We start from the raw sequence: 13,838 nt of genomic DNA, 5'->3' as shown, positions 1-13,838 counted from the left end.
CGGCAACCTGTGATATGGCTAAGATCCCAGGGCCGCTACGCGCCCCTTTCGCGACACAAGGCCGCTCCTACAAAGAGCAGACCGCGCGCGCCTTACTGCCCGGCTTCGCTGAGGATCAGCTTGCCATTCTTGTCCAGCGGAATGGTCGAACCCGGCTCGCGGTCCATCTTCACCTTGCCCACCTGATCACCAATGGAATAGGTCACGTTGTAACCTACCACCTTCTCGCTGATGTCGTTGACCGTGTTGCAGCGGGTTTGCGTGGTGGTGTAGGTGTCACGCTGCTGCATGCCTTCCTGCACCTTGTTACCGGCATAACCACCACCGACCGCACCGGCCACGGTGGCGATCTTCTTGCCGGTGCCGCCGCCAATCTGGTTACCCAGCAGGCCGCCGGCAATGGCACCTACCACGGTACCGGCGATCTGGTGCTGGTCCTTGACCGGCGCCTGACGCGTAACGGCGACATCCTTGCAGACCTCGCGCGGGGTCTTGACCTGTTGCTTGATCGGTTGCACGTCGGTGACCTGAGCGTACTCAGGCCCCTTGTTCACCAAGCTGTAGGTGGCAACAGCACCTCCGGCAGTAACACCGACAGCACCCAGCACAGCGCCTACGAGCATTGATTTGTTCACATGAACCTCCTGTTGTACCTGCAGGACTAACCTGCTTTCTCCCAGCCTTGGAGCGAAAAAAAAGGCGCGAGTTCAACACTCGCGCCTCTTTGGTCGCCGAACGGTGTAGGACTAATCCTTAAGGACGGTCATCCACGCCTTCGTTTTTCGCAGGTGGAATCAGGTCTTCGCTGTTCAGGTTCAGCCAGATCAGTACCACGTTGGCGATGTAGATCGACGAATAGGTACCGGCCATGACACCGATGAACAGTGCCAGCGAGAAGCCGAACAGGTTGTCGCCGCCGAAGAACAGCAGCGCAGCGATCGCCAGCAAGGTCGACACCGAGGTAGCGATGGTGCGCAGCAGGGTCTGGGTGGTCGAGACGTTGATGTTCTCGATCAGCGAGGCCTTGCGCATCACACGGAAGTTCTCACGCACCCGGTCGAAGACGACGATTGTGTCGTTCAGCGAGTAGCCGATGATCGCCAGTACCGCCGCCAGCACCGTGAGGTCGAAGGTGATCTGGAAGAACGACAGGATACCCAGGGTCACCACCACGTCATGGATCAGCGAGACGATCGCGCCCACGGCGAACTTCCACTGGAAGCGGAAGGCCAGGTAGATGAGGATGCCACCCAGTGCCAGGAGCATGCCGAGGCCGCCCTGGTCGCGCAGCTCTTCACCCACCTGCGGGCCGACGAACTCGACGCGCTTGATGGTGGCCGGGTTGTCGCCACCGACCTTCTGCAGTGCGGCAGCAACCTTGTTGCCCAGCTGCGGGTCATCACCTGGCATGCGCACCAGCAGGTCGGTGGTGGCGCCAAAGCTCTGCACCACGGCCTCGTGGAAGCCGGAGTCGACCAGCTCTGCACGTACCGCCTTGAGGTCGGCCGGGCGCTCGTAGGTCAGCTCGATCAGCGTACCGCCGGTGAAGTCCAGGCCGAAGTTCAGGCCCTTCTGCCACCAGCTGAACAGCGCCAGCACGGTGAGGAGCACGGTGACGGCGAACGCGACATTGCGCACGCCCATGAAGTTGATGGTTTTCATCGCAGCTCCCTCAAACCCACAGCTTCTTGATGTCACGCCCGCCGCAGGTCAGGTTGACCATTGCACGGGTCACCATGACGGCGGTGAACATCGAGGTGAAAATCCCGAGGGACATGGTGACCGCGAAGCCCTTGACCGGGCCGGTACCCATGGCGAACAGGATGCCGCCGACCAGCAGGCTGGTCAGGTTGGCGTCGATGATCGCGGTATAGGCGCGGTTGAAACCTTCGTGAATGGCGCGCTGCACCGACATGCCGGCACTCAGCTCCTCACGGATACGCGAGAAGATCAGTACGTTGGCGTCCACCGCCATACCCATGGTCAACACGATACCGGCGATGCCTGGCAGGGTCAGGGTCGCGCCCAGCAGCGACATCAGCGCCAGCAGCAGGACCATGTTGCCCGCCAGGGCAACGGTGGCGATCACGCCGAAGCCGCGGTAGATGGCGATGATGAACAGCGAGACGAACAGCATGCCCCACAGCGACGCATCGATACCCTTGGTGATGTTGTCGGCACCCAGGCTTGGACCAATGGTACGTTCTTCGGCGAAGTACATCGGCGCAGCCAGACCACCGGCACGCAGCAGCAGGGCCAGCTCCGACGACTCACCCTGGCCGTTCAGGCCGGTGATACGGAACTGGCTACCCAGTGGCGACTGGATGGTCGCCAGGCTGATGATCTTTTTCTCTTCCTGGAAGCTCTGTACGGCAACGTCCTTCTCGACGCCATCGACAGTCTGCTTGACGTAGCGAGTGACCGGCTTCTGCTCGATGAAGATCACCGCCATGCTACGGCCAACGTTGCTGCGGGTGGCGCGGCTCATCAGCTCGCCACCGTGGCCATCCAGGCGAATGTTGACCTGCGGCCGGCCATGCTCGTCGAAGCTGGCCTGGGCATCGGTCACCTGGTCACCCGTGATGATCAGGCCGCGCTCGACAGCAGCGGAACGGTTGCCTTCACGGAACTCGAAGACCTCGGTAGTGGCCTTGGAAGCGCCCGGCTCGGCACCGAAGCGGAACTCCAGGTTGGCGGTTTTACCTAGGATACGCTTGGCTTCGGCGGTGTCCTGCACGCCCGGCAGCTCGACCACGATGCGGTTGGCGCCTTGGCGCTGCACCAGCGGCTCGGCCACGCCCAGCTCGTTCACACGGTTACGGACGGTGGTCAGGTTCTGCTTGATCGAGTACTCGCGGATCTCGGCGACTTTCGCCTGGGTCAGCGCCAGACGCAGCACGGCGAGCTCGTTGCGCTCGGTGGTGGTCAGGTCGAAGTCATTGAAATTCTTGCGGATCAGGGCGCGTGCCTGCTCGCGGGTAGCATCGTCAGCGAAGCCCAGCATTACGCCGCCATCCTGCTGCGGCAGGCTGCGGTAGCGGATGCGCTCTTTGCGCAGCAAGGTCTTGACCTCGCCTTCGTAGACTTTCATGCGGGCGCTCATCGCCTTGTCCATGTCCACTTCGAGCAGGAAGTGCACACCACCGGACAGGTCCAGGCCCAGCTTCATCGGGCTTGCACCCAGGTTGCGCAGCCATTGCGGGGTAGTCTGGGCCAGGTTCAGGGCCACGACATAATCATCGCCCAGTGCCTTGCGCACGACATCCTTGGCTGGCAGTTGATCTTCCTGGTTGGTCAGGCGAATCAGCCCACTGCCCTTCTCACCCAGGCTCGCGCCCTTGACGGTGATACCGGCATCGACCAGCGCCTTGCTGACGCGATCGAGGTCGGCCTGGTTGACCCGCAGCGCCGAGCTGGCACCGCTGATCTGCACCGCCGGATCATCCGGGTAGAGGTTGGGAGCGGAATAAATGAAACCGATCGCCAGTACCACCAGGATCAGTGCGTATTTCCACAGAGGGTATTTGTTCAGCATCACGCCGCCCGTTCAAGACGCGGGGCGCTTTGCGCGCCCCGACTGGAAAAATGAAACCGGTAACTCAGATAGCCTTGAGCGTACCTTTTGGCAGGGTGGCCGCGATGGCACCCTTCTGGAACTTCAGTTCGACGGTGTCGGAAACTTCCAGGACCACGAAGTCATCGGAAACCTTGACGATCTTGCCGGCGATACCGCCGTTGGTGACAACTTCATCACCTTTCTGCAAGTTGCTCAGCAGGTTCTTCTGCTCTTTGGCGCGCTTGGCCTGCGGGCGCCAGATCATCAAGTAGAAGATGACCAGGAAACCGACCAGGAAAATCCATTCGAAACCGGTGCCGGCTGGGCCAGCGGCGGGTGCTGCAGCGTCCGCGTAAGCGGCGGGGATCAAGAAGCTCATTGGGCACTCCTAATGTAATGTTCTAATAATGGATGCGAACAGTCAGTCCAAAGGCGGCACAGGCAGCCCGCGTTTGGCGTAGAAGGCGTCGACAAAGGCGGCCAATTTACCCTGTTGAATAGCCTCGCGTAAACCGGCCATCAAGCGCTGGTAATGGCGCAAGTTGTGGATGGTATTCAGCATGCTGCTCAGCATTTCGCCACACTTGTCCAGATGATGGAGATAAGCGCGGGAGAAGTTGGTGCAGGTGTAGCAGTCACAGGTCGGATCCAGCGGCGAATCATCATGGCGATGGAACGCGTTGCGGATCTTGATTACCCCTGCATCGACGAACAGATGGCCGTTGCGCGCGTTGCGCGTGGGCATCACGCAGTCGAACATGTCGACGCCGCGGCGCACACCCTCAACCAGATCTTCCGGTTTGCCTACCCCCATAAGGTAACGAGGTTTGTCAGCCGGCATCTGGCCCGGCAGGTAGTCGAGCACCTTGATCATTTCGTGCTTCGGCTCGCCAACCGACAGGCCACCAATGGCCAGGCCGTCGAAGCCGATGTTTTCCAGGGCTTCCAGCGAGCGCATGCGCAGGTCCTGGTACATGCCACCCTGAACGATACCGAACAGTGCCGCCGTGTTGTCGGCGTGGGCATTCTTCGAGCGTTGGGCCCAGCGCAGCGACAGTTCCATGGAGGTGCGCGCCACGTCGTGCTCGGCCGGGTACGGCGTGCACTCGTCGAAGATCATGACGATGTCCGAGCCCAGGTCACGCTGCACCTGCATGGACTCTTCCGGGCCCATGAACACCTTGGAGCCGTCGACGGGCGAGGCGAAGGTCACGCCTTCCTCCTTGATCTTGCGCATGGCGCCCAGGCTGAACACCTGGAAACCACCGGAATCGGTGAGGATAGGGCCTTTCCATTGCATGAAGTCATGCAGGCCGTTGTGCTTCTTGATCACCTCGGTACCCGGGCGCAGCCACAGGTGGAAGGTGTTGCCGAGGATGATTTCGGCGCCGATGGCCTCGATGTCACGCGGCAGCATGCCCTTGACCGTGCCATAGGTGCCCACCGGCATGAACGCCGGGGTCTCGACCGTGCCACGGGGGAAGGTCAGCCGGCCACGACGGGCCTTGCCGTCGGTGGCCAGCAGTTCGAACGACATTCGACAGGTGCGACTCATGCTTGATCCTCTGGGCCGCGTGGCGCCGGATTGCGGGTGATGAACATGGCATCACCGTAACTGAAGAAGCGGTAACCCTGGTCAACCGCCGCCGCGTAGGCAGCCATGGTTTCGGGGTAACCGGCGAAGGCCGAGACCAGCATCAACAGCGTGGACTCCGGCAGGTGGAAGTTGGTGACCAGGCAATCGACCACATGGAACGGCCGACCCGGGTAGATGAAGATGTCGGTATCACCGCTGAAGGCCTTGAGCACGCCATCGCGCGCTGCGCTCTCCAGCGAGCGCACGCTGGTGGTACCGACTGCGATCACCCGGCCGCCACGGGCGCGGCAGGCCTCGATGGCGTCGACCACGTCCTGGCTCACTTCGAGCCACTCTTTGTGCATGTGGTGGTCTTCGATCTTGTCGACCCGCACCGGCTGGAAGGTGCCGGCGCCCACGTGCAGGGTGACGAAGGCGCGCTCGACGCCCTTGGCGGCGATCTTTTCCAGCAGCGCTTCGTCGAAGTGCAGGCCCGCAGTCGGCGCGGCCACCGCACCGGCGCGTTCGGCGTACACGGTCTGGTAGCGCTCACGGTCGGCGCCTTCGTCGGGGCGGTCGATGTAGGGCGGCAACGGCATGTGCCCGACGCGATCGAGCAGCGGCAGCACCTCTTCGGTGAAGCGCAGTTCGAACAGGGTGTCGTGGCGGGCGACCATCTCGGCCTCGCCACCGCCATCGATGAGGATCACTGCGCCTTCCTTCGGCGCCTTGCTGGCACGTACATGGGCCAGCACGCGGTGGCTGTCGAGTACACGCTCGACCAAGACTTCCAGCTTGCCGCCGGAAGCTTTCTGGCCAAACAACCGCGCCGGAATCACCCGGGTGTTATTGAACACCATCAGGTCGCCCGGCCGCAGGTAGTCGAGCAGATCGGGGAATTGCTTGTGCGCCAACGCCCCGCTCGGGCCATCGAGGACCAGCAGACGGCTGCCATGGCGCTCGGCCAGAGGGTGGCGGGCGATCAGGGAATCGGGGAGTTCGAAGGAAAAATCGGCGACGCGCATGATGATGTTCGGGTTCGACAGGGCCGGGAAGTTTAGCCCAATGTGTGAAAATTGACCATGAAAGCCGATTGACCGACCACGAGCACCTCTCTATACTGCGCGCCACACGCCCTGATGGCGGAATTGGTAGACGCGGCGGATTCAAAATCCGTTTTCGAAAGGAGTGGGAGTTCGAGTCTCCCTCGGGGCACCAAGATCCGGAAAAAACCGACCTTTTGGTCGGTTTTTTTGTGCCCGGCGTTTCCCCCTGACAGGGCCAGGAGGCAGCGCCCGTCTAGCTCAGCTTCAGTAGTGACGACCAGCATCAATCCATGCCTTCACCTGCTTCATGCCCAACCTGTAACGGGCGCAGTTGTGCAAGGCCAGAATATCCAGTTCGCCGCGTAGCAGTGGTGCAAACTGCCCTTTCTCTTCTTCTGACAGATCCAGCCCAGCCACCACCTGATCCGCAGTCAAGCCCTCGCGCACCACGGCATTGATCGCTTCGTTCAGCAGCTCTCGATAGCGCAGCCGAACAGGGTCCGGCACACCCATGGCTTCGAGTATCACGCCATACTTGCTGATCGAACGGCGATAGACCCAGACAAACAGATCCGCCGCCATGGACATGTCCCGCTGCTCGTAAACCCCCATCATTGCCAGCGCATAATCCTCTGGGTTCACATCCAGGAATGACAAGGGCGAGCAGTTGTAGAGCATCAACGGGATGTTCGCTGCCAACCGGCTTGTGCGTTTGTTTCCATCCTCGAACGGCTGCAGGTAGGCCAGGTTTATCCACAGGAAGAACGCGGCTTCGATCGGATTCTTGATTTGCCTCGCCTTGTCCAATATCTGTTCGAACATTTCCCCCAGCAGGGAGGGCACCTGGGTCGGGAAATAGGTGGTACCACTGATGTTCACTACGGTCTGGCGAACACTGCCCAAGGCAGCACCATCTGCCAGCAGATCCTGCATCAGCAGGGCATGCAGGTTGCTGATAACCGCCGGATTGAGCCCGTATTCAGGCACCGCATCAACCATGAACTCGATGGCAGCCTTGTGGTTGAGCAGCATGACCGCATCCAGATCGCCGCCTGTCACACCACTTTCGAAGAGCCTTTCGGTGTCGAGCAATGTATAGCGGTTGCCTTCCAGGCGCGACGAAGACCAGGAAAGATCTATCAGCAAAGGCTCAAGCACCTTGCGCGCATAAGTGCCCGCCGGCTGCTGCCCTCTCATTCTTCCCTCACGCTCTAGTGCAGCTGCCAGATTCTTGGGCAGCCACGTCGTCTGATTCGGTTGGTAGCTGTCCACCAGATCACGCTGATAGGTGACTACTTCGCGTACTGCCAATGGCCGAAGCAACGATGCACGAAGTACGCGACTTTCCGACGACCAGGGCAATTCGGCGGTGATACTCGGTGCTTGCTCACTGTCGCTGGCAAGAGGAGCAGCAAACTTCAGTCGATATCGCGTGGTACGCCCATCTTTTTCGCGCTCAACCTTGCCTCCCTGCAGCAATACCTCCAGGTGGCGTTTGACAGTTGACCAGCTCGCATCCAGGCGCTCGGCCAGCTCGCGAGAACTGAGTACTTGATTGCCCTGCAAAGCGGCCAGGATCTGGTTTGGCAACGTCATGACATCTCCGGATGTAGCTCAATACAGCTCAATATAGCTCAATATAGCCCAATGCAGCTCAATTCAGCTCAATGCAGCTCAATTAAGCTCAACCCAGCTCATTAAACCTGATAAACCCCGCTTTTTGACGTCACCCCCACAACCACGTGCCCTGCAAGTATCCAACGAATCTATTGGTCGCCAAGACATTGATGGCCATAAGCTGTCATTCGTCGGTTATATGCCAAAAGCATTGATACCGTGATGGCGCTTCGCCATAGTTGCGCGCCCCCTTACCCATTAACACTGCGTGACCCATGAACAAAACCGCGCCCTGTCTGGCAGCAATGATGCTGCTGAGTGGGTGCAATGGAATGCCAACCGCTTACGTTTCAGACCCTGTCTACGACCAGGCTTTTGTCGTCACTTCCGGTGCCCCCCTCCCGATGCTGCTGATGGCCAGCGCCATCCAGTGGAACGAAGACTATGCCGTCACCGCCAAGCACACCCCATTCCTGCGCAACGTGGTGCATGAAGGGCTGGGCGATGTGGTGTTCTTCAAGCACAAGGCCGCCAAGGTGCCGCAGTGGCGCCAGTTCGTGCCCGGCGAGTCGGTGACTGCGGTCGGCTTCAACAGCTTCATGATGCCGGTGCAAGGCAAAGGCCGTACCCTCAACTCGCTGGTACGCCTCGAAGGCACGCCGGGAAGCGTTTTTTACGCAGTGCATGATGGCCCGATCACCAAAGGCATGTCCGGCGGCCCGGTATTCGCCGATGACGGCAAAGTGGTCGGGATGAACGTTGCCTTTATCGCCAAGGATGGGATCGACGCCCGCAACCGCCCGGACCTGGCCGACAAGGCGAGGGTCAGTGTGTTCATGTCGTACAGCGAAATCGACAAGGAATGGCGGCGCTTCCAGTATCTGGCGCACAAGGGCAAGCCACACAGCGCACCTGCTGCGGTCAAGGGTTATGTAGCGGTTGCTAGCAAGCCCTGATCCACGGTTGCGAACCAACATGATACGGTTGCGGTCGGCCTGATGATGTGGCCGGTACATTCTCGCAAAAGGACCTGCCATGCATCTTGCCCACCGCCCCGTTCAGCCAGCTGACATCCCCGCCATCTGCTGCTTCCCACAAGGCCCGGATGAACTGTTCTACATGTTTCCCAAAGCCAACTACCCGCTCACCCCTGCGCTACTGAGCGACACCATCGCCCAACGCAGCGGTTCGACCGTGGTCGAAGGCGATGGCCTGGTGCTCGGCTTCGCCAACTTCTACAAGGCCGAGCACGGTGGTATCTGCGCCCTCGGCAACGTGGTGGTCGCCCCCGCCGCTCGGGGCCAGGGTGTGGCGCGTTACCTGGTGCAACGCATGGTCGAGCTGGCCCGCGAGCAGTTCGCGGCGCGGGAGGTCTGGGTGTCGTGCTTCAACCACAACACCGCGGGTTTGCTGCTTTATCCACAGCTTGGCTTTGTACCGTTTGGCATTGAGGAGCGGAAGGCTCAGGATGGCAGGCGGGTGGCCTTGGTGCAGATGAAGTTACAGATATTTTGATTATCAGCGTGAGGCAACATGGGGCCGGGCGAAAAGGTCTACTCCAAGGGCACGTATGACCTTCAACACGGTATCAAAGCGAGGCTTTGCTCCTGGGTTGAGCGCTTTGTAGAGGCTCTCTCGCCCCAGCCCGCTTTGTGCCGCAATTTGAGACATGCCCTTTGCACGGGCTATGTGACCAAGCGCACGAATGATCTCAGCGGAATCGCCATCTGACAGCACTTGACTCCGCACTTCGAGCGACAAAATCTCTTGCAACATCCACCGTCGAACCTTCACCCCTCCTCGTCGTCCCATCCTGCATCCCCGGCTTTTCGAGGCACCCCGCGTGAAAGACGTCATCGCCCGCAAGTACCGCCTGATCGTCAAGACCTTCGGCTACATCGGCTGGTCGCTGTTCTGGCTGTTGCTCTGGGACGTGCTGGTCACCATCGACTTCATGCTGTTCTTCAACAGCAAGTTCACCCTGCCGCTGATCCCACTGACCTTGCTGGGTTCGGCGCTGGTGGTGCTGGTGAGCTTTCGCAACAGCAGCGCCTACAACCGCTGGTGGGAAGCGCGGACCTTGTGGGGGGCATTGGTGAACAGTTCGCGCAGCTTCGCCCGGCAGACACTGACGCTGATCGATGACACCGAAGATGGGCTGAACCCGATCAAGGCCACCTTGCTGCGTCGGCACATTGCCTATGTGAACTGCCTGGCGGCGCACCTGAAGGGTGAGGCCTGCCCGGACGAGCTGATGGCGTTCATCCCGCCGGGGGAGTTCGAGCGGCGTAACCGTTCGAACAACTTCGCCAACGATATTCTCAGCGGCTCGGCGGCGTTGCTGGCACGGGAATACCAGGCCGGGCGGCTGGACAGCATTCGCCTGGCACGGCTGGAGTCGACGCTGGTGGACCTGTCCAACGCCCAGGGTGGCATGGAGCGGATCGCCAATACGCCACTGCCCTACCCCTACGTGTACTTCCCAAGGCTTTTCATCACCCTGTTCTGCCTGATCGTGCCAGTGGGGCTGGTGGAGTCGCTGGGCTGGTTCACGCCGCTGGCGTCGACGGTGGTCGGGTTCATGCTGCTGGCGATCGAGCGGATCGGGACGGATCTGCAGAGCCCGTTTCGCTTCAGCGAGCATCAGATTCAGATGGACACCATCTGCGAGACCATCGAGCGGAATCTGGAATCGATGCAGCGGGAAGCGCAGTGTGGGGAGTTGGCGCAGTAGGGGCTGCTTTGCAGCCCCGCCTATCGGTCAGGCCCGCACATACCGCTGGCGCAGCAGATCACTGAAGGCATCAACCAACAACACCAGCACCAGCATCGCCATGATCACCGTGCTGGCCTGGGCCTCCTGGAACAGGCTCAGGGTGGTATAGAGCATCTGCCCCAGCCCCCCCGCCCCGACAAAGCCCAGCACACTGGCCATGCGAATGTTGTTCTCCCAGCGGTACAGGCTGTAAGCGAGCAACTGCGGCCACAGGTTCGGCAAGGTCCCGAAACAGAACGCGGCCACCTGTCCCCCACCCTGCAGGCGAATCGCTGCGGCAGGTTCTGCCGGCGCATTCTCCAGCGCCTCGGCGAACAGGCGCCCCAACACCCCGGACGTGTGCAGCGCCAGGGCCAAGGTTCCAGCATTGGGCCCCAGACCCGCCGCCAGTACCGTCAACGCAGCCCACACCAACTCCGGAATGGCTCGCAAGGCATTGAGCAGCAAGCGCGCCAGCGATTGCAGCGGCCAGCCAAAGCGCCCCGCTGCCGGCAAGGCCAACAGCATGCCAAGGGCCATCGCCAACAACGTACCCAGCCCAGACATGGCCAGGGTCTCCATGGCGCCCCGCCCTACCGCCTGCAGGTGCTCGATGGACAAATCCGGGTGCAGGAAGCGGCTGGCGTACTCGCCCATCTGCCCCAGGCCGCCATCACCCACCAAGGCATGCAGGTCCAGTTGCAGATAACCGAACGACGCCACCACCGCCGCGACGATGGCAACGATCACCAGCAGGTTGATCACCCGGTTCATGCCAGCCTCCCGCGCAGGAAGCGGCTGAGCAGGTCAGCCAGCAGCACCAGGCCAAGAAACGCCAGCAGCATGCTCGCCACCTCGCCTCCGGCGAACATGCGCATCGACAAATCGATCTGCTGCCCCAGCCCGCCAGCACCAACAAAGCCCATCACCACCGAGGCACGCACGGCACACTCCCAGCGGTACACGGTATAGGACACCACCTCCGCCGACGCACTGGGCAGGATGCCGTAGAAAAACGCAGTCAACCGGCCACTGCCAGCCTGCAGCAAGGCATGTGCCGGGCGCTGGTCGACCGATTCGAAAATTTCCGCATAGACCTTGCCGAGCATGCCGCTGTAGGTAATCGCGATGGCCAGCACCCCGGCCGTCGGCCCCAGGCCCACGGCCCGCACGAACAGCAACGCCCAGACGATCTCCGGCACGCTACGCAGGAAAATCAGCAAACCGCGCACAGGCAAGCGCAACAGGCGCGACCACGGCCCGGCCCGGCCTCCCCGAGAGGCCGCACGCAGTGACAGCGCACGGCTGGCCAGCAGGCTGGTCGGGACCGCCAGCAGCAATGCCAAGGCCATGCCGGCTGTCGCCACGGCCAAGGTTTGCAAAGTGGAGTCGTACAGCAATTTGAGAAAATCGGCACTGTGGGCCGGTGGCCAGAAAGCGCTGGTGAAACTGGCGATCTGCTGCCGGTTCTCCGCCTGCAGCAAAACGCCAGGGTTCAGTTCGCTCAATTGCAGCCCAGGCCACAGCACGGCCAACGCCAGCAAGGTCAGCAACAGACGCGGCAACGCAGCCGGGTCGCGAGCGTCGGCCTTCAGCATCGTGGAATCTGCACGGTCAGGGTCGGCCCCATGGCTTGCGCTGGCGAGCCCAGTTGCTCGTTGGCGTACAGCGCATCCAGCAATTGCCCGGTCACCGCTTCGGCCGGGCAGTCGAACGCCACCTGCCCTTCACGAATACCGATCACCCGCGGAAAGTGTGCCAGCGCCAGGTCTACCGCATGCAGGCTGGCCACCAGGGTCAGGCCATTGGCCACGGCATGGCGATTGAGCAGCGCCAGGCTGTGATCGGCCAGCACCGGGTCCATGGCCGACACCGGCTCGTCGGTCAGCAGCACTTCCGGGTGCTGATACAACGCCCGGGCGATGCCGACCCGTTGCAACTGCCCGCCGGACAATTGCCCGCACTGGACGAACAGCTTGTCGGCCAGGCCCAGCTCGGCCAAGGCCTGGCGCGCCCCCGGCACATCGGTCGGATACACCAGGTTGAGCAGGCCACGCAGCAGGCCCCACTGCCCCAGGCGCCCCGCCAGTACGGCTGTCACCACGCGCTGGCGGGGCGGCAGTGGCGGTGCCTGGTGCACCAGGCCAATCCGGGCACGCAGACGCTGCCGCGCCCTGGCAGACAGCGCCCAGGGCTGCTCACCGAACACTTCCAGCTGCCCGCTGCTGGGCTGCACGGCGGTAGCCATCAGGTGCAGCAGGCTGGACTTGCCGGCCCCCGAAGGGCCGATGATTGCCACCCGCTCACCCTTGGCGATGCTCAGGCTGACGGCATCGAGCGCGCGGACCTGGCCATGGCGCAGGCCGGCGCCGTGTACATGAATGGTCACTTGAGCAGGCCGGCCTCACGTGCGGCTTGCTCGGTGCCTGCGTAGTTCTCAGGCTTGGTCTCGATGAAGCGGCTGGCCGCCTGCAGGTCGAGGATCGCCTTGTGCTCCGGGTTGGCCGGGTCGAGGTCGAGGAACGCCTGCTTGATCTTTTCTTTCAGCGCCGGGTCCATGTTGCCGCGCACGGTCCAGTTGTAGTCGTAGTAGGCCGGCGTGGTGGCAAACACCTTGACCTTGCTGGTATCGACCTTGCCGGCATCGACCAGTTTCTGCCAGACGCTGGCGTTGAGCACGCCGCCGTCGACCTTGCCAGCCTGCACCCAGGCCACGGTCGCGTCGTGGGCACCGGAATAGGCCACACGGCTGAAGTAGCTCTCAGGCTTGATGTTGTCTTCCTTGAGCATGAAGTAGCGCGGCATCAGGCTGCCCGAGGTGGACGAGATCGAACCGAAGGCGAACGACTTGCCCTTGAGGTCGGCCAGGCTTTTCACGGCCGGGTTGGCGGTAATGAACTTGGAGGTGAACTGGGCGTCCTGCTCACGCTGCACCAGCGGCGTGGCGGTCGGGTCCTTCAGGTGCACCTGGACGAAGGTGAAACCACCCAGCCAGGCCATGTCCAGACGGTTGCTGGCCAGCGACTCGACCACCGCCGGGTAGTCCGCCACCGGTACGAACTTCACATCCATGCCCAGCTGCTTGGACAGGTACTTGCCCAGTGGCTCGAACTTGCGCAGCAGTTCGGTTGGCGCTTCGTCGGGAATGGCACTGACCCGCAGGGTATCGGCGGCCTGGGCGACTACGGCACAGCAGGACAGCACGAGGCCGGCGGCGAGCGCCAGGGGGCGTTTGAGCATGGGAGTTCTCCGGTTCAATAGCGGGGAAAGAGCCGGCAACGCGCCGGC

The 13,838-nt window shown here is 61.9% G+C and carries 14 protein-coding genes, 1 tRNA gene and 1 pseudogene; 4 read left to right on the top strand and 12 right to left on the bottom strand.

Translation table 11 applies throughout. From position 1 onward, the window contains the following. Positions 1-92: 92 nt before the first annotated feature. From APH33_RS24150 to queA, 6 genes are all read right to left on the bottom strand, one after another. A complete protein-coding gene (locus tag APH33_RS24150; RefSeq protein ID WP_054887558.1) occupies positions 93-635 on the bottom strand; it encodes a glycine zipper 2TM domain-containing protein in 543 nt (180 codons plus the stop codon). Between the two features lie 118 nt (positions 636-753). Continuing rightward, complete coding sequence (gene secF / locus APH33_RS24145) at positions 754-1,662, bottom strand: protein translocase subunit SecF (RefSeq protein WP_054887557.1); 909 nt, start codon at positions 1,660-1,662, stop codon at positions 754-756. Positions 1,663-1,672: 10 nt separating this feature from the next. Beyond that, complete coding sequence (gene secD, locus APH33_RS24140) at positions 1,673-3,535, bottom strand: protein translocase subunit SecD (protein ID WP_054887556.1); 1,863 nt, start codon at positions 3,533-3,535, stop codon at positions 1,673-1,675. A gap of 64 nt (positions 3,536-3,599) precedes the next feature. Further along, positions 3,600-3,935: a preprotein translocase subunit YajC gene (gene yajC / locus APH33_RS24135; RefSeq protein WP_008092587.1), complete on the bottom strand. Its 336-nt coding sequence runs from the start codon at positions 3,933-3,935 to the stop codon at positions 3,600-3,602. Positions 3,936-3,977: 42 nt separating this feature from the next. After that, positions 3,978-5,093 carry a tRNA guanosine(34) transglycosylase Tgt gene (gene tgt / locus APH33_RS24130; protein WP_177332443.1) on the bottom strand — a complete coding sequence of 372 codons (1,116 nt, stop codon included), beginning with the start codon at positions 5,091-5,093 and terminating at the stop codon, positions 3,978-3,980. Positions 5,094-5,107: 14 nt separating this feature from the next. After that, positions 5,108-6,157: a tRNA preQ1(34) S-adenosylmethionine ribosyltransferase-isomerase QueA gene (gene queA, locus APH33_RS24125; RefSeq protein WP_054887554.1), complete on the bottom strand. Its 1,050-nt coding sequence runs from the start codon at positions 6,155-6,157 to the stop codon at positions 5,108-5,110. Between the two features lie 108 nt (positions 6,158-6,265). Between queA and APH33_RS24120 the strand changes: the two genes are divergently transcribed. Beyond that, a tRNA-Leu gene (locus tag APH33_RS24120) sits at positions 6,266-6,350 on the top strand. Positions 6,351-6,442: 92 nt separating this feature from the next. Here the strand turns inward: APH33_RS24120 and APH33_RS24115 are convergent. Beyond that, complete coding sequence (locus tag APH33_RS24115; protein WP_054887553.1) at positions 6,443-7,774, bottom strand: Fic family protein; 1,332 nt, start codon at positions 7,772-7,774, stop codon at positions 6,443-6,445. A 329-nt stretch (positions 7,775-8,103) separates the two neighbouring features. Between APH33_RS24115 and APH33_RS24110 the strand changes: the two genes are divergently transcribed. Both APH33_RS24110 and APH33_RS24105 read left to right on the top strand, forming a co-directional pair. After that, entirely contained in the window at positions 8,104-8,751 is a 648-nt protein-coding gene (locus APH33_RS24110; protein WP_054887593.1) for a trypsin-like peptidase domain-containing protein, read from the top strand. Positions 8,752-8,830: 79 nt separating this feature from the next. Next, complete coding sequence (locus APH33_RS24105) at positions 8,831-9,310, top strand: GNAT family N-acetyltransferase (RefSeq protein WP_054887552.1); 480 nt, start codon at positions 8,831-8,833, stop codon at positions 9,308-9,310. A gap of 3 nt (positions 9,311-9,313) precedes the next feature. Here the strand turns inward: APH33_RS24105 and APH33_RS24100 are convergent. Further along, positions 9,314-9,547, bottom strand: a pseudogene (locus tag APH33_RS24100) (addiction module antidote protein); the annotation flags it as partial. Between the two features lie 91 nt (positions 9,548-9,638). Here APH33_RS24100 and APH33_RS24095 point away from each other — a divergent pair. Beyond that, on the top strand, positions 9,639-10,529 hold the full coding sequence (locus tag APH33_RS24095; RefSeq protein WP_054887550.1) for a bestrophin family protein: 891 nt from the start codon (positions 9,639-9,641) through the stop codon (positions 10,527-10,529). A 27-nt stretch (positions 10,530-10,556) separates the two neighbouring features. Here APH33_RS24095 and phnE read toward each other — a convergent pair whose 3' ends face one another. From phnE to APH33_RS24075, 4 genes are read right to left on the bottom strand one after another with little or no spacing between them, the layout of a single operon-like run. Beyond that, positions 10,557-11,324, bottom strand: coding sequence for a phosphonate ABC transporter, permease protein PhnE (phnE, locus tag APH33_RS24090; protein WP_054887549.1), 768 nt, complete (start codon positions 11,322-11,324; stop codon positions 10,557-10,559). Beyond that, complete coding sequence (locus APH33_RS24085; protein WP_054887548.1) at positions 11,321-12,148, bottom strand: ABC transporter permease; 828 nt, start codon at positions 12,146-12,148, stop codon at positions 11,321-11,323. Before APH33_RS24085 ends, phnE begins: the two co-directional genes overlap by 4 nt. Beyond that, complete coding sequence (locus APH33_RS24080) at positions 12,142-12,939, bottom strand: phosphonate ABC transporter ATP-binding protein (protein WP_054887547.1); 798 nt, start codon at positions 12,937-12,939, stop codon at positions 12,142-12,144. The genes APH33_RS24085 and APH33_RS24080 overlap by 7 nt, the downstream gene beginning before the upstream one ends. Next, positions 12,936-13,790 (bottom strand): putative selenate ABC transporter substrate-binding protein, encoded by an 855-nt coding sequence (locus tag APH33_RS24075; protein WP_054887546.1) that lies wholly within the window; start codon positions 13,788-13,790, stop codon positions 12,936-12,938. Before APH33_RS24075 ends, APH33_RS24080 begins: the two co-directional genes overlap by 4 nt. Positions 13,791-13,838 lie beyond the last annotated feature (48 nt).

Source organism: Pseudomonas sp. NBRC 111130, assembly GCF_001320485.1.
Taxonomy (GTDB): Bacteria; Pseudomonadota; Gammaproteobacteria; order Pseudomonadales; family Pseudomonadaceae; genus Aquipseudomonas; species Aquipseudomonas vlassakiae.
The sequence above is the reverse complement of the archived record's forward strand: the minus strand, read 5'-3'. Positions and strand labels throughout refer to the sequence as shown.